Below are 13,378 nucleotides of genomic sequence, written 5' to 3'. Positions count from 1 at the left end.
AGTTCTAGAGCGGGACCTGGAGTGAAGCCTAGCCGCGGCGACGCCTCCTCACGAGAGGCATTCGCGTGGCCAAACCGGTTGCGGCGATCGCGCCACCACTCGTTGAGGTTCCTACGTTGCATCCTCTTTGGTCGCCGGCGGAGAGACTCTCGACGGGTAGTCGCTGGGCCCGTCGAGGGGGGCGCCTTCCTCCAGACGGGCCGCGGCGACTCGAGTTCCCGCTCTAGACGCCATGCGTTCACTTACGGCGACCTCTTTGACCGCGGTTGGGCGTTATCGGTCGTCGTTGCTCATCTTGATCTCCGAACGACGCTTTCCTCGCACCGTGGAGCGGCGCGGAGGCAGGATGAAGCGTTCGAACTCAAGATCGGGCCGAGGGCGAGCAGCTCGCTGGACAGGTGCGGCAAGCGTGGCAGGCATGGCGTCGGACTGTGGGCGAGTGGCTCTGCGGGAACGATCGTGGCGGAGAAGAGCCGACGGGCGACGGCGCGAGAGGCTGCGTCCGTGCGAACACGAAGCCGAGACTTCTCGCGACGCTGTCGAATGAAGAGATTCTCGTCGATCTGAGGTCGTTCGTCGGTGCGGAGAGGCAGTCGCTCGCGAGGGTGATCGTCTATCTCGTCGAGGTCGAAGAGCGCCGGATCCATCTCGAGGTCGGATGTTCGTCGATGTTCGATTTTTGCACGCGCAGGCTCGGCTTCAGCGAGCGAGAAGCGTTTCGAAGACTCACGGCGGCGCGTCTCGTTCGGCGTTTGCCAGTGCTGCTCGATGTCATTGCCTCGGGACGAATTCATCTCTCGAGTCTCGTGCTTCTGCGTGACCTGCTCACGGAGGCGAATGTCGAGGAGATCGTCGCCGCTGCGAGCGGTAAGACGAAGCGTGAGGTCGAGGAGCTCGTGGCGCGGATGGCGCCGAAGCCCGACGTCCGAGCGTCGATTCGGAAGCTGCCCGATCGCCGACCGTCCTCTTCGACCGCTTCGTCGCAGGAAGCGTTCACGACGGCGTCGCAGTCGCCGACACCGCAGCTACAGGCCATCGCCGAGCGGCGTTACAAATTACAGCTCACGGCCAATGAGGCCCCTCGCGACAAGCTGGAGCTCGCGTGTGCTCTCATGAGTCACCAAAATCCGAGTGGGGATCTCGCGACCATCGTCGAACGCGCTGTCGAGCTACTCATCGAGAAGCTCTCGAAGGAGAAGCTCGGTACGACCTCGCGAGCGCGTGCCGAGCGCACAACCACCACGCTGCCGAGCGCGTGTTCGGTCGCGCGCACGTCGAAACCCGGATCCGCGGTCGTCGTAAGGGACCCTCGCTCCGAGGAGATCGCAGCGCGCCCTTCTCTGGACCGGCCGACGTCTCCCAGCGAAAGTTTGGAGTAACGAGGGCAACCACGACAGCGGCTACGGCGTTGCCTGCGGCCATCGGTGGCCTTGCTCTCGAGGCGAGCCACGTCGCGCCCGAGCAGACGCGGGACGACGACGCGCGGAAACACTTGCGTGCCGCGCTGCTTACTCTCGGCTTCCGCGGCGTCGAAGCCGACCGCGCCCTTCTCGTGATCGACCGAAAGGAGTGCGACGAGCCGTGGAGGCGGCCGATCGAGACGCTCGTTCGTGAAGCCCTCGGCATCCTCACATGACTCGCTCACGAGACGTTGCTGGCTTGCGCTCGACTTCGCATCCCTGACGGCCGCTTCCCTAAAACCGGGACTCATCGAATCCGATGTGTACGTGGAAACCCGTAGTTCTGGTCTCGGGCCTCCCACGACGCGTGCGCGTATACTCACGCCATGGGGCGTTTCGTCATGCGAGCGGGATTGGCGGCAGCGATGCTCTTGCTGGCCTGTGGCGGCGAGACGACTTCACATCCGGCCGAAAGTGGTAGCGACGGATCGGCCGACGCTGGCCAGCCGCCGGCGAGCTGCGACGTCATGGGCCCTGACGGCGGCGTTTTCTTCTCGTGCCCGGCGGACGGACAGACGGTGTGTCCAGCTGCCGACGGGTGCAACACCTGCAAGTGTGCCATCAGCCACGAATTTAACGTCCCAGCTTTGGGATGCACGACGCTCCCATGCCCTGAGCACAAGTAGTCTCAGACGGGTGAGCGCTCACCGGCAGGGCGTGATGCCTGATACAGCAATATCTCGGGCAGTGAGTCGTCTACGTCAGTAGCACTTCACGGACTGGACGGTCGCCGGCTTCTGCGCCGAGGAGGTGCACTCCGGCAGCACGCACGCAAAGATCGGATTATCGCTACACGTGACACGCATCTTCACGCGCTCGGAGTGGGCGAGGCATGGCTCGCCGTCCTTGTCGCTCGTGGAGAAGATGAGCTCCGTCGGAAAGCACGCCTTCTTTCCGCCGGTGGTGTCCAGCGCGAAGCACTTCCACGGGGAGACGCAGTCCGCATTGGTGTTGCACGAGTCGAGCGTGCACGTGTTCGTGCCGCCGCTCGACGACGCGTCCGACCCACCCCCGTCCTTGGTGCCCCCTTCGTTGGGTGATGACGAACACTCGGCGCCACGCGTGATCTCTGCGGAGCTGCTGCACGAGTAGGACGTGCCACCGACACATGCCTCGTCTTCGCATGCAATCGACTTCGACTCGCCATTGACGGTGACGTCACACGTGCAGCCCGATGGCTTGCCGGTCCCCTTTGGATTCTGCTGGGTAGTTGCGCCGCCGCCATCGGAGGAGCTGCCTCCCGAGCAACACAGCGGGGACGCACCCGTTCGTACACAGGAACGCTCCTTGACCTCCGTGTCGTGGAGCGAGTAGCGCTGGAGAATGGCCGGAATCCCCGTCGAGACGAGCGCGCATGTGGCTGCACACCGTCAAAAGGCGGCCCCGAACGAGGGGATTCTTCATCGGGGACGGCTCGCGCGTTTGGCGATTTGGTCCGCGCTGGGCGGAGCTGCTCTCGCCCTCTCCCTCGCGGCGTGTGGTGGATCGACGGATGTCGGGAATCTCGATGCCATCGATGTCGTCGATGCGGAGGCCGATGCCGGTCTCACGACGGCGGACGATGCTGCGGCGCCCGTCGAAGACGGCTCGAGCGGCGACGCCGCCGATGCCCGTCCGAACGAGTGCGAAGACGACGGTGGGACCATCACCTGCGGCAAGGGCGAATGCGTTCGAACGGTGCCGGCATGCGTGGGCGGCCGAATCCAGACGTGCACACCGAAAGAGCCGTCGGCCGAGACGTGCGATGGTCTCGACAACGATTGCGACGGCGAGATCGACGAAGACGTCGCCGAGCTGACGTGCGGAGTCGGTACTTGCAAGACCACGGTTCCGGGGTGCTTGCCGGGCGGCGTGACGAATACCTGCACGCCCGGAGCTCCTGGGCCGAAGACGTGCGGCCTCGACAACGACTGCGATGGCGTGATGGACGAGACGGGCCCCATGATGATGCCGGGCACGCCCGTGAGCGTCCGCGGCTTCAACGTCGACGCCATCGCCGAGATGAAGCCCGCGGCGACGACGACGTCTTCCAGTCTCGATCTGACAGCGCACGTCCTCTACACGCAGACCTATGCCGCGGTCGCCGGGATTGCCGGCGGATTGCCCAACTCCGGCACCATCCTGGCCAATGGGCGGCAATACCAACTTGCTCCATTCGATAAGAGCAACATGCTGAAGCTCGGGGCGGGCCAGGAAGGCACACTCTCACTCGTCACGCCGGCCAGCTTCGCGTCGGTGAGTATCTTGGGATTCGCCACCGAGGGCTCGACGGGAGTCTCCGTGACGCTGGAGTACTCCGACGGCTCGAAGGACCTGTCGACGGCTTCTCTGAGGGACTGGTACAACGGCACACCGTCGATCATCTATGGATTTGGTCGCGTGTCGCGTACCGACGACGCGGAGCCCTCCTTCAACAATCCAAAGATGTACGCGATCGACGTGAATCTCTCGTGCGCCGCGCGCACGAAGGTTCTCAAGAGCATCTCCTTCAAGAACTTGTCGCTCAATCCCGCCCCGAACGTCGTGATCGTCGCCGTGTCGGCGGGCCAGCCGTGACCGTCTTCGTGAGCGCCTCGTTCTGATCGGACGAGGCTCTCACTTTCCGCGACGAGCTCGCTTCCGCTTCTCGGCGCGGCATCGGAATCGCTCGTCAGCCTGCTCTTGCCGACGAGCCCGACGCTCTCGCTCTTGCTTCCCGCGCTCTTCCTCGAGTGCCGCGGCCAAAGCAGTTTGGGCGCGCGTCCGCGTCGTGGTTTCTTCGAGCGCTCGCCGTGCCTCGCGCTGTCGGCGCTTGGGGTTTCCGGCAGACGCTCGCTCGAGAGGCGCGGTGGAGTCGACCGCACGATATTCGAGCCGCTGAAACTGCTCGCGCGTCCACTCCAGAAGCTCGGCGTCCGAAGGCTCCGGGCCGAACACGACCCGAGCCACCTCCGGAACGCGCGAGTTCGAGTCGCGATGGCGAACGGCGAGACCTACCCAGAATTGACCGTCGAAGAAGACCGTAAACGAACCCATGCGCGCACCTCTCCTGAGGGTTGCGCCATGGGTCGTCGCGGGATGTGTCTCCGCGCCGACGATTGACCTCCGAAGAGGGGGCCGGGCTCACCAACCGGCGTGCGTTTTCTGGCTCGCTCTAAGTAGGACAGGCCCGCAGGACATGCAAGCCCGCTAGCCCTACTCGCAAAGGCCGGACGTCGTGTTGCACGCGAGCGTGCCTGCGGGATTGATGGAGGTGCAGTCCGCGTTCGAGTTGCACTGCACGCAGGTGCCGGCGATGAAGGCGTTTCTCGGGTCGCCGCACACATGACTTGCTGGGTCCGCGGCGGAGGTGCACTGCGTGGTGGCCGGAGCAGACGTGAAACACGGGGTGAGCGGGCTCGGACCGCAGCACGCCGGGTTGACTTGGCACGCGCTGTTCGAGGTCGGAAGGTCGGTTGCGTCATCGACACTGGTGACGCCGCCGCTACCGTTGCAGACGACTTTCTGGCAGTCGCCGGGGGTCGACAATGCTGCGGGTGCTTTGGTCGTTCCGGGGTAGGCACAGGCGCCGCTTTCGTCGCAATCGGTCGCGCCACAGGCGGCGACGGCCGACGGGCAGCTGGTGGCGCAGCAGTGGCCTGATCCGGAGACGCCACAGCGGCCGCTCGTGCACGCATTGTTGCTGTTGCAGAGCGCACCGTTGGTTCCCCTCGGCACGCATTGGCCGCCGGTGCAATACGAGCTCGACGACTGGCAATCGAGATCGGTGGTGCACATGGCGAGGCAGGCCGTGGCGCTCGCGCATTTCAGGCCGTTCGGGCAAGAGGCAGGCGCAGCTGCTCCGCAGGTGCCCGCACCGTTGCAGGTGCCTGCAGGCGTCAGCTGGCCGTCCGTGCACCGCGGAGCTCCGCAGCTGGTGGTTCCGCTCGGGTACACGCAGGCGCCGCTGCTGTCGCACGAGGTGGCCCCGCACGTCCCCCCAACGATGCACGCCGAGTTGCAGCAATTGCCCGTTCCGTTCACGCCGCAGACGCCGCTCGCGCATTGAGCGTTGTCCGTGCACGTAGTGCCGCTCAGTCGAGGCTTGCACGTCGTGCCGTTTTCGCAGAAGCCGCTCTGGCAGTCATCCGACGTGGTGCAGCCGTGATCGTTCGCGCAGCGCTTGTTTTGTGCATCGCACGTCGCGCCTCCGCAGTCGGTGTCCGTTTCGTTGCCGTCCTTGACGCCGTCGCTGCACGACACGCACGTGCCTGGCGCGCCGCCGAAGCAGTCGTTGCTCGCGCAGTCACGGTTGCCCGCGCAGTGCAGCTTGTCCGCGCACTTCCCGCACGTGCTGCCACCGCAATCCTTGTCGGTTTCGTCGCCGTTCTGCACCTTGTCATCGCAGGCGGGGGCAGTGCAGGTATGCGCGGTTGGATGGCAGACTTTGCTCTCGCAGTCGCTGTCTTTTCCGCAATGTGCGTTCGTGCTGCAAGGCCCGCAGGAGGCGCCGCCGCAGTCCTCGTCGGTTTCATCGGCGTCCTTCACGCCGTCGGTGCAGTGAGCGGCAACGCAGCTCCCATTGCCATCACAGACCACGCCCCCGTTGTCCGCACATGCCGTGCCCTTGGCGGCATTCTGTGTCCCGCATGCGTTTCCGCTGCACGTGTTCGTCTTGCAGACCGTCGTCGGTGCCGGGCAATCCGCTGCCTGGTTGCATTGGACGCAATTGCCCGCGCCGTCGCAGATTCGGCCGCCATTGTCGGTGCACGCGGTCGTGTTCGCTGCGTTTGCAGTTCCACATGTGCTGTCGCTGCACGTGCTCGTTTTGCACGCCGTTTGCGGCGCGGGGCAATCCCCCGGCGACGCGCAACCACTCGTGGCGTCGCTCTGCGCGTCGCGGCCATCGTCGCCGCCGGTGTTGTTTCCGGTCGACGCATCGGCGCCGTTCGGATCGACCTCCGGAATGGCGTTGCTATCGGCCCCGGAACCCGTTTCGCAAGCCGCGACGAGCGTGAACGGGAGCGCGAGAGCAGACACGGCGAGCAGACGCGCCATAAGCGCAGTGTGATTCGGGAACATCGGGAAGATCTCCTGGGGACGATCGCCGACTGTCTCACGAAATGCTCTTGGTCAAAGCGCCAGAGTTTTGACGCTCTCGAGGCTCTCGAGGCCAACCTACTTCGCAGTACGCCGAACTTTTGGCCTGTAGGAGCAACGGCGCGGACGCGGTTTTCAGCGTGCTTGCAGCCCCTTCGAATCGGAAAATCGGAAACAGGAACGTCCCATCGCAAGAGGCGTTGCGGCGACGTCCCTCGCTTCTCGTAAGCGCTACCGTTTCCGCCTTCGTACCGTGAGGCGCTCCTTCACCGTGCGGTGCGCGCGTTCGAAGGTCTCGCCGTCGCCGTACAGATCGGCGCAGTCGGCTGCCGCCTGGCAAGCGAGCAGCTCGAACGCTAGCTGATCGACGTCGGTTCCAGCTTCGAGCTCGCCGGCGTCGCGCGCATCGATGAGCAGGCGCTTGACGGTGTCGCGCCACCTCTGACGGTGCTCGCTTATGCGGTCGCGAACGACGCCGGGCCGTGCTCGGTATTCGCTCGTCGCGGCGTGAAGGAAGCACCCGCCGGGCAGCTTCTTCCGCTTCACGAAGTCGAACCAGCGCTCGAAGAATGCGGCCAGCACATGCACTCGGCTCTTACCGGCGACGTCCACCCGTTCGAGCTCGGCGCGAAAGCGAGCCACGGCGTCTTCGAGCGTCGCGAGCTGGAGAGCTTCCTTGTCACCGAAGAGAACGGTGATCGCGCCCTTGCTGACGGCCGCTCCTTGCGCGACGGTGCCGATCGTCAGCCCTTCCAACCCGAAGCGCGAGGCCTGCATCACGGCAGCATCGAGCACGCGTCGGCGCGTTCGATCGCCGCGCGCGCGCCGGCCGTCCGTCGTCGCGGTCTTGGGACTCGTCTCCGTGGCTTGCTTTCTCTGCATCAGGCCGGCATCGGAACATAGCGCGGAAGGCGCTGAAAGCGACCGAGCCAGCTCGCGACGTGAGGATAGTCACCAACCGAGATCTGCGCTTCCTCCGCGCGCCCGATGAGCGGCGCACATCCGATGTCCGCCAACGTTGGCCGGCCGAGCTCGAGCCACTCCCGATCGCGCAGGACTCCGTCCAGGACTTCGAGCACTCGCTGCCCCGCGCAACAGCGCCAGGCCCATCTCCCGGTATGCCGAACGTGTAGTGGTTGCGCGCATAGCCGATGCCGTTGTGAATCTCGTTCGCGTCGAGGAAGAGCCACTGCAAGACGCGCGCTTCGTCGAGCGGATCGCGCGGGAGAAGCGTCTCGTCGCCATACCGCCGAACGAGATAAACGGCGATGGCGTGACTGTCGGTGAGGACGTTGCCTTCATCCACGAGCGCCGGCACCTGCCCCATCGGGTTGATGCCGAGGTAGGGCGCCTCGCGCTGTTCCCCGCGGCGCAAGTCGATCCTGCGCTCCTCATAGGTCAAGTCGAGGAACGAGAGCGTCAGCCGCACCCGGTGGACGTTCGCCGAGCGGGGGGCGCCGTAGAGAACGATAGACATACGAACGACCGTATATTTAAATTCGGGCATGCGCAACTCAAGCCCACGAGTCGACGTCGCGGACGGCCGGCGTCAACGCGGCGGGGCCAGCGGTGCCTTCGCTCTTTCGTGAACGGTCAGCCTGCTCGAAGGGAGCAACGCAATCGATGTCGCGATGCCCTTGGGGAAGCGCGGCCGTCCGCGCCGCTCGAGAGCTCGATCGGTAAGGACTTGACTCTGTAGTCGACTATAGGGGCCATCATTCCCCCATGGACACCTCGACGCCCTTGTCGATCGGAGCGCTCGCGAAACGCGCGGGCGTGAGCGTTCAGGCGGTGCGCTACTACGAGCGGCTGGGGCTCATGCCTCAGCCCCGGCGCGCATCCGGGGAGTACCGCAAGTACGACGAGACCGCCGTCGCGCGACTTCGCTTCATCCGCCGCGCCGCGGATCTCGGCTTCACCCTCGCCGAGACGAAGGACCTCTTGAGCCTGCGCGCGCGCCCGGGGGCGCCGTGCAAGTCCGTGCGCGCTCGAGCTCGCGAGAAGCTCGCCGCGATAGAGCACAAGCTCGCGGAGCTCGAGGACCTCAGGCGCGCGGTGGCCGCACTCGTCGACGTGTGCGGCGGCGACACGGCCGTGGAGCACTGTTCAATCCTCGCGGCGCTCTCCGAGCCGCAAGTGACCCAAACCGACGAAGAAAGGAGCCCATCATGGCCAACACGACGATCCAAAGTTCCCCCTCCGCGTGTCTCGCGTGCGTCGAGGCGTGCGAACGGTGCATAGAGGATTGCCTGCGGAAGGACGCGACCGCCAACGCCGACTGCATCCGCGCGTGCCGCGACTGCATCGACGCATGCGAGCTCGCCGCTAGGCTCGAGGCCCGGAGCAGCCCCCTCGCGGAAGAGGCACGGAAGCTTTGCAAGCTCGCATGCGAGGCGTGCGCGGTGGAGTGCGCGAAGACCGGATGCGGATCGTGCGCGGCCGCGTGCACGTCGTGCGCTTCTGCCTGTGCGACGTAGTTCCCCTCGCGACATGCCCTCGCGCTCTGCAGTCTTCTTCGAGCGTGGCACCTGACGGTCCCTCAAATGGATTAGTCCAAGTAGGGGACTTGGAGATCTCGGTCGATTCTCTAAGTTGACGCCTCCCGAGTTTGGTCCCACCCCCCTCGCTCCGCGGGCCACCGGACGATCGTCCTCCGAGACGTGTCGTCCGTCGTGGTGACGTGCGCGCAGCGGCGGAGGCACGGACGCCGGCTCGGCTGTCATCGTCAGAGCGACCTTCTCACTCGAAGGGGGAACTTCATTCCATGCGAAAATCCATTTTGGGCTCGGCAGGCATTCTCGGTCTCGTCGTCGTCGGTGGCTGCTCCAGCGCTGATTCGTTGAGCGAGTCGGTGTCGAGTACGGCCGAAGCGTATCGTGTCGAGGATCCCGCCCTCGCGTGCGGCACGCCGACGCCCGTTCGCGGCGAGAACATGACCACCAGCGGCGTCAACGCGGTCCTCCAGGAGTGGAGCGACAGCATCGCGGCGATGCCGGCGTCCGCGACGAAGACCGATTTGACGAATCGGCTGCTGACGAACGTGCAGGGGCCGTCCGCCGCGTATCCCGACGTGACGGAGCGAACGAACTTCCTCCGCGGTGTGCGCGCTCCGCTCCCGATGTCCCTGCCGTTCGGCACGCAGTCCTCGGGCTATCAGGTCACCGGGCTCGCCACGTGGCTCTACGACAACGGCGGCAATCACGGCGGCGTAGACTTCTGGCGCGGGTCGGTGACGGGCAGCGACGATCCGAGCTTCGACGTCCTCGCCGTCGCCGACGGCAAGGTCATCGGCGTCTACTTCGACGGTCCTCCGGGCGGCGGCGGCAACACGATCGTCATCGAGCACACGGGCGCCAACGGGAAGAAGATCTACTCGTTTTACATGCACCTTCGGAACGGCGCGACGAACGACTCGAACGCAGTCAAGAACATGGACTGCCACGGGATCGAAGCGTGCGCTTGGTACAAGATCGCGGCGAACAAGGTCCCGCTCGCGAACTGGTGGGGAACGAACGCCGACGTCATTCCGGTCCAGCCGGGGCAGAACGTGAAGCGCGGGCAGAAGATCGCGCGGGCCGGCAGCACGATGACCGTCATGGATCACATCGACTCGTCCGGAAACGCGACGTCGGCGTGGGGAAACAACCATCTCCACATCTACATCGCCGCCCCGCGCCCCGCACCGGACGACAAGAAGGTGGTGGAGGTCGATCCGTTCGGCGACTACCAGATGCAGAAAGATGGCTGCTACGTCATGGATCCGACGACGCAGCCCGACAAGCCGACCTATTACTCACGCCTGTTCGCCCCCTTCTTGCCCGATTTCCACGATCTCGGGTGGGGGCCGTTTACAGCCTATCCCGATTATCTGAACGGGATGAACTACGCGCCCGCCACGCTCAGTTTCTATGACAAGAGCGGATTCAAGGTCACCGGGTCTTATCGGTATTCGACCGACCCGTACTTCCTCCAGGTCGGTGTCGCGTCGTCGGCCTTGAGCGACTACATGGGCTTCAACAAGACCTGGATCCCGCGCGAGATGCGCGTGCGGATCAACGGCAGCGGAGCGCCGATCTACGATTTCACGGCCACGCCGAAGCAGTCCGGTGAGTCGACGGCCGTGTGGAGCCAGCTCTCGCAGGCCTCGCTCGACAGCATGTATCAGGCGTTCATCGTGAGCGGCGGCTACAACATCGGGGACTTCTTCCCCTATCAAGTCGCCGGTACGCAGTATTACGCGGCCGTGTTCACGACGAGTGCGTCGGCCTCGAACTGGATGACGTACGGGCGCTCGGCGTCTCAGGCGTTGTCCGATATCGCCAATATCCCGGCGGGCCTCCAGCTCGCGCAGGTCGTGGCGGACACCACCTGGAGCCCGCCGAAGTTCTCGGTGCTCGCGCGCCCCGCCGCCGGATGCACGCCGCACAAGTACGTCGACCAGCTGGCGACCGGCTATCAGTCCGCGCTCGACTGGGAGACCGCGCACGGCTACGTCCTGCAGAAGGTCCAGGTCTACGCGAGCGGCACGAAGTTCAACGCGGTGTTTGCGAAGGCCTCGGGGACCTGTACGGCCCAGCCCTGACCGAGCGCGGCGCGTCCGCGGAGCCCGTGAGGTCGTCGCTCATGGGCTCCGCGTCGCTTCGCACACCGATGGGAGCTCCTAGGTCAGCTCCTTCTTGAGTCTTTGCTCCAACAGGTCGACGAAGCGGCGAACCCTTGCCGGGGACTTGGGACTCGCTGGCCAGACTGCGTGCACCGGGATTTGTGGAAGCGTGAAGTCTCCCAGGAGGATCTCCGCATGTCCCGCTTCCACCGCTTCGCGGAACTGAAAGAACGGCGCCACGGCAATGCCTAGCCCGGAGAGCATGGCGTGCTTCACCACGTAGGAATTGTCGGTGGTGACCTTGCCACTGACCGCAACGCGCTCCGAGGTGCCGTCGGGGCCGTGGAAGGTCCAGGCCTTCGCGTCCTGCGCCGACGAACGCACGATGCACGAGTGGTGTGCAAGCTCGGCCGGGCTTTCCGGTCGACCGTATTGCGCCACATAGGCCGGAGACGCCACGACGACGCGACGGAGCGACGCGATCTTGCGCGCCTTCAGCGGAGAGGCGGGCAGCCGTCCAATGCGGATCATCACGTCGACGCCGGAGCTCACCGAGTCGGTGAAGGTCTCCGAAATGCGCAGGTCGAACTCGACGGCCGGGTACAGCTTAGAAAATTCGAGAATCGCCGGGACAAGGTACTCGGCCGCGAAGAACGCGGAGGCCGCGATGCCGATCGAGCCGCTGAGTCCGCGGGTCACCTCACGGAGATCGGCCTCTGCCCCGGCGATGTCGTTGAGGGCGACGCTGATCCGCCGGTAGAAGGCGAGCCCAGCGTCGGTCGGCTGGGCAAGGCGCGTCGTGCGACGAACGAGCTCGACTCCGAGATGCTCCTCGAGCGCTGTGAGCGAACGACTGATCGACTGCAGCGACCGTTTCAGGCGGGCCGCGGCGCGCGTGAGGTTGCCCGTGTCGACGATGGCGATGAACGCCTCGTAGTTTTCCAGCCGCGCGCCTTCTCCGGGGATGCCCATCTCCCCGGAGGATAGTGAACGACGCACGGGCTGTCTTACAGGATTTCCTCGATGACGTGCACGGGGCCGTCCGGGCGAATCTCTCCAACGCCGACGGCGAGGAGGCGATTCAAGAAGGCGTACTTCGGCGATGCCGTTTCGAAGCGTGGCAGCGTGCGAAAGTAGTGATTCGCGTCGTCGCGAATGCCGGTGAACGTCATGTAGATCAAGGCTCCGTCCTCGGTCTCGAGCGTGATGCGCAGGTCGAGTCGAAGGACGTCGTCGGAGCCTTTGGTGACCCAGTCAGCACCACCGGCGAGCACCTTGCCGCGCAAGCGATCGCCCTCGAAGGTGCCGCCGACGACAGGGAAGATCGATAGCTGGCCGTCAGGCGTGTGGCCGACGTTTTGCGTGGGTGACGTGGAAAGACGAAGCTGCATGAGCGGACGGGAGTTCACGGAGCGATTCCTCCTTTGGGGTGCCCGGAGAGCGGCGCCGTCCGTCGCGTGCCGGTGGGAACGGCGCCGATGTTTTGCGGTCGATCCACGCCGACCTGCAACGTCATGAGCAAGCGTGACTGCATCGCGGTCAACCTTGACCTGCGTGCCAGCCACCGTCGACGTGGACGACCTCGCCCGTGATGAAAGGAGCCGATTCGAGGAATAGGACCGCATTGGCGACATCCTCGATCGCTCCGACGCGCCCCATCGGATGGAGCTTCGCGAGGAAGTCGTGAGCCTCTGGCGAGTGCATCGGGGTATCGATGATGCCCGGCGCGACGGCATTCACCCGCACACCCTGCTTGGCAAACTCGATCGCAAGCCCGGTCGTCACGGCCGAGATCCCACCCTTCGTCAGCGATGCCAGCGCCGCCGGGACGGAGGCTCGGGGCTGGTCGGCGAGCGTCGCGGTGATATTGACGATGTGTCCCGACTGCCTCGCCAGCATCTCAGCGGCGGCGAGCTGGGTGATATGGAAGAAGCCGGCGACGTTGACCCCGGTCACGAGGTCGAAGTCCTCTTGGGTGTACTGCACGAACGGCTTGGCAACGAAGACGCCGGCGTTGTTCACCAACGTGTCCAGTCGCCCGAAGCGCTCCTTGGCCGCGCCGACCACCGCCTCTGCGGTCCTCCGCTCGCGAATGTCTCCGGCGACGGCGACGACGTGCTCGTCCTGGGAAGCTTTGATGGTTCGGGCGGTGGCAACGACGCGGAAGCCGCGCTCGCGATAGGCTCTTACGAGACCCGCTCCGATTCCCTGCGATGCTCCGGTGATGATGGCGACCTTCTTCTCTTCACGGACCATG

General features: G+C 65.2%; 16 protein-coding genes and 1 pseudogene. 7 read left to right on the top strand and 10 right to left on the bottom strand.

Going from position 1 to position 13,378, the window contains the following annotated elements; genetic code table 11:
• Positions 1–431 precede the first annotated feature (431 nt).
• Together AKJ09_RS10870 and AKJ09_RS10865 are read left to right on the top strand one after the other, a co-directional pair.
• The gene (locus AKJ09_RS10870) at positions 432–1,379 is read left to right on the top strand and encodes a hypothetical protein (protein WP_146647124.1); all 948 of its coding nucleotides are present in this window, start codon (positions 432–434) and stop codon (positions 1,377–1,379) included.
• Positions 1,380–1,408: 29 nt separating this feature from the next.
• Positions 1,409–1,636, top strand: a complete 228-nt coding sequence (locus AKJ09_RS10865; RefSeq protein ID WP_146647123.1) for a Holliday junction ATP-dependent DNA helicase RuvA — start codon at positions 1,409–1,411, stop codon at positions 1,634–1,636.
• A gap of 143 nt (positions 1,637–1,779) precedes the next feature.
• Here the strand turns inward: AKJ09_RS10865 and AKJ09_RS54215 are convergent, their stop codons facing one another.
• On the bottom strand, positions 1,780–1,929 hold the full coding sequence (locus AKJ09_RS54215) for a hypothetical protein (RefSeq protein ID WP_205633681.1): 150 nt from the start codon (positions 1,927–1,929) through the stop codon (positions 1,780–1,782).
• A 326-nt stretch (positions 1,930–2,255) separates the two neighbouring features.
• Between AKJ09_RS54215 and AKJ09_RS10855 the strand changes: the two genes are divergently transcribed.
• Together AKJ09_RS10855 and AKJ09_RS10850 are read left to right on the top strand one after the other, a co-directional pair.
• Positions 2,256–2,552 (top strand): hypothetical protein, encoded by a 297-nt coding sequence (locus tag AKJ09_RS10855; RefSeq protein WP_146647121.1) that lies wholly within the window; start codon positions 2,256–2,258, stop codon positions 2,550–2,552.
• Between the two features lie 231 nt (positions 2,553–2,783).
• The gene (locus AKJ09_RS10850) at positions 2,784–4,016 is read left to right on the top strand and encodes a MopE-related protein (protein ID WP_146647120.1); all 1,233 of its coding nucleotides are present in this window, start codon (positions 2,784–2,786) and stop codon (positions 4,014–4,016) included.
• A gap of 39 nt (positions 4,017–4,055) precedes the next feature.
• On the opposite strand, the gene AKJ09_RS10845 is transcribed toward AKJ09_RS10850, so the two are convergent.
• The 5 genes and pseudogenes from AKJ09_RS10845 to AKJ09_RS56075 all read right to left on the bottom strand — a co-directional run.
• Entirely contained in the window at positions 4,056–4,475 is a 420-nt protein-coding gene (locus AKJ09_RS10845) for a DUF2992 family protein (protein ID WP_146647119.1), read from the bottom strand.
• 159 nt (positions 4,476–4,634) lie between these two features.
• A complete protein-coding gene (locus AKJ09_RS10840) occupies positions 4,635–6,500 on the bottom strand; it encodes a hypothetical protein (protein ID WP_146647118.1) in 1,866 nt (621 codons plus the stop codon).
• Between the two features lie 249 nt (positions 6,501–6,749).
• Complete coding sequence (locus AKJ09_RS10835; RefSeq protein ID WP_146647117.1) at positions 6,750–7,400, bottom strand: TetR/AcrR family transcriptional regulator; 651 nt, start codon at positions 7,398–7,400, stop codon at positions 6,750–6,752.
• Complete coding sequence (locus AKJ09_RS52855; RefSeq protein ID WP_169927437.1) at positions 7,400–7,597, bottom strand: glutathione binding-like protein; 198 nt, start codon at positions 7,595–7,597, stop codon at positions 7,400–7,402. The genes AKJ09_RS10835 and AKJ09_RS52855 overlap by 1 nt, the downstream gene beginning before the upstream one ends.
• 167 nt (positions 7,598–7,764) lie before the next feature.
• Positions 7,765–7,995: pseudogene (locus AKJ09_RS56075) on the bottom strand (glutathione S-transferase family protein); the annotation flags it as partial.
• Between the two features lie 248 nt (positions 7,996–8,243).
• On the opposite strand from AKJ09_RS56075, the gene AKJ09_RS10820 reads away from it, so the two are divergent.
• The 3 genes from AKJ09_RS10820 (at position 8,244) to AKJ09_RS10810 (ending at position 11,100) form a co-directional block, all read left to right on the top strand.
• Positions 8,244–8,759, top strand: coding sequence for a heavy metal-responsive transcriptional regulator (locus AKJ09_RS10820; RefSeq protein ID WP_146647115.1), 516 nt, complete (start codon positions 8,244–8,246; stop codon positions 8,757–8,759).
• The gene (locus tag AKJ09_RS56535) at positions 8,687–8,995 is read left to right on the top strand and encodes a four-helix bundle copper-binding protein (protein ID WP_146647114.1); all 309 of its coding nucleotides are present in this window, start codon (positions 8,687–8,689) and stop codon (positions 8,993–8,995) included. Before AKJ09_RS10820 ends, AKJ09_RS56535 begins: the two co-directional genes overlap by 73 nt.
• A gap of 287 nt (positions 8,996–9,282) precedes the next feature.
• On the top strand, positions 9,283–11,100 hold the full coding sequence (locus tag AKJ09_RS10810; RefSeq protein WP_146647113.1) for a M23 family metallopeptidase: 1,818 nt from the start codon (positions 9,283–9,285) through the stop codon (positions 11,098–11,100).
• Between the two features lie 78 nt (positions 11,101–11,178).
• Here the strand turns inward: AKJ09_RS10810 and AKJ09_RS10805 are convergent, their stop codons facing one another.
• The 4 genes from AKJ09_RS10805 to AKJ09_RS10795 are packed head-to-tail and all read right to left on the bottom strand — an operon-like array spanning position 11,179 to position 13,377.
• A complete protein-coding gene (locus AKJ09_RS10805) occupies positions 11,179–12,093 on the bottom strand; it encodes a LysR family transcriptional regulator (RefSeq protein WP_146647112.1) in 915 nt (304 codons plus the stop codon).
• Positions 12,094–12,128: 35 nt separating this feature from the next.
• Positions 12,129–12,530, bottom strand: coding sequence for a DUF3237 domain-containing protein (locus AKJ09_RS52850; protein WP_169927436.1), 402 nt, complete (start codon positions 12,528–12,530; stop codon positions 12,129–12,131).
• Positions 12,527–12,655, bottom strand: a complete 129-nt coding sequence (locus AKJ09_RS54755) for a DUF3237 domain-containing protein (protein ID WP_240488436.1) — start codon at positions 12,653–12,655, stop codon at positions 12,527–12,529. The genes AKJ09_RS52850 and AKJ09_RS54755 overlap by 4 nt, the downstream gene beginning before the upstream one ends.
• A 5-nt stretch (positions 12,656–12,660) precedes the next feature.
• Entirely contained in the window at positions 12,661–13,377 is a 717-nt protein-coding gene (locus AKJ09_RS10795) for an SDR family NAD(P)-dependent oxidoreductase (protein WP_146647110.1), read from the bottom strand.
• Position 13,378 lies beyond the last annotated feature (1 nt).

It is taken from the genome of Labilithrix luteola, assembly GCF_001263205.1.
Lineage (GTDB): Bacteria > Myxococcota_A > Polyangia > Polyangiales > Polyangiaceae > Labilithrix > Labilithrix luteola.
The sequence above is the reverse complement of the archived record's forward strand: the minus strand, read 5'-3'. Positions and strand labels throughout refer to the sequence as shown.

What these genes read in the sequence shown, in the direction of transcription:
- AKJ09_RS10805 (WP_146647112.1), bottom strand. Translation starts at nt 12,093, where the DNA reads ATGGGCATCCCCGGAGAAGGCGCGCGGCTGGAAAACTACGAGGCGTTC.
- AKJ09_RS10820 (WP_146647115.1), top strand. Translation starts at nt 8,244, where the DNA reads ATGGACACCTCGACGCCCTTGTCGATCGGAGCGCTCGCGAAACGCGCG.
- AKJ09_RS54215 (WP_205633681.1), bottom strand. Translation starts at nt 1,929, where the DNA reads ATGACGTCGCAGCTCGCCGGCGGCTGGCCAGCGTCGGCCGATCCGTCG.
- AKJ09_RS10850 (WP_146647120.1), top strand. Translation starts at nt 2,784, where the DNA reads ATGGCCGGAATCCCCGTCGAGACGAGCGCGCATGTGGCTGCACACCGT.
- AKJ09_RS10835 (WP_146647117.1), bottom strand. Translation starts at nt 7,400, where the DNA reads ATGCAGAGAAAGCAAGCCACGGAGACGAGTCCCAAGACCGCGACGACG.
- AKJ09_RS54755 (WP_240488436.1), bottom strand. Translation starts at nt 12,655, where the DNA reads ATGCAGTCACGCTTGCTCATGACGTTGCAGGTCGGCGTGGATCGACCG.
- AKJ09_RS10840 (WP_146647118.1), bottom strand. Translation starts at nt 6,500, where the DNA reads ATGTTCCCGAATCACACTGCGCTTATGGCGCGTCTGCTCGCCGTGTCT.
- AKJ09_RS56535 (WP_146647114.1), top strand. Translation starts at nt 8,687, where the DNA reads ATGGCCAACACGACGATCCAAAGTTCCCCCTCCGCGTGTCTCGCGTGC.
- AKJ09_RS10795 (WP_146647110.1), bottom strand. Translation starts at nt 13,377, where the DNA reads ATGGTCCGTGAAGAGAAGAAGGTCGCCATCATCACCGGAGCATCGCAG.
- AKJ09_RS10810 (WP_146647113.1), top strand. Translation starts at nt 9,283, where the DNA reads ATGCGAAAATCCATTTTGGGCTCGGCAGGCATTCTCGGTCTCGTCGTC.
- AKJ09_RS10845 (WP_146647119.1), bottom strand. Translation starts at nt 4,475, where the DNA reads ATGGGTTCGTTTACGGTCTTCTTCGACGGTCAATTCTGGGTAGGTCTC.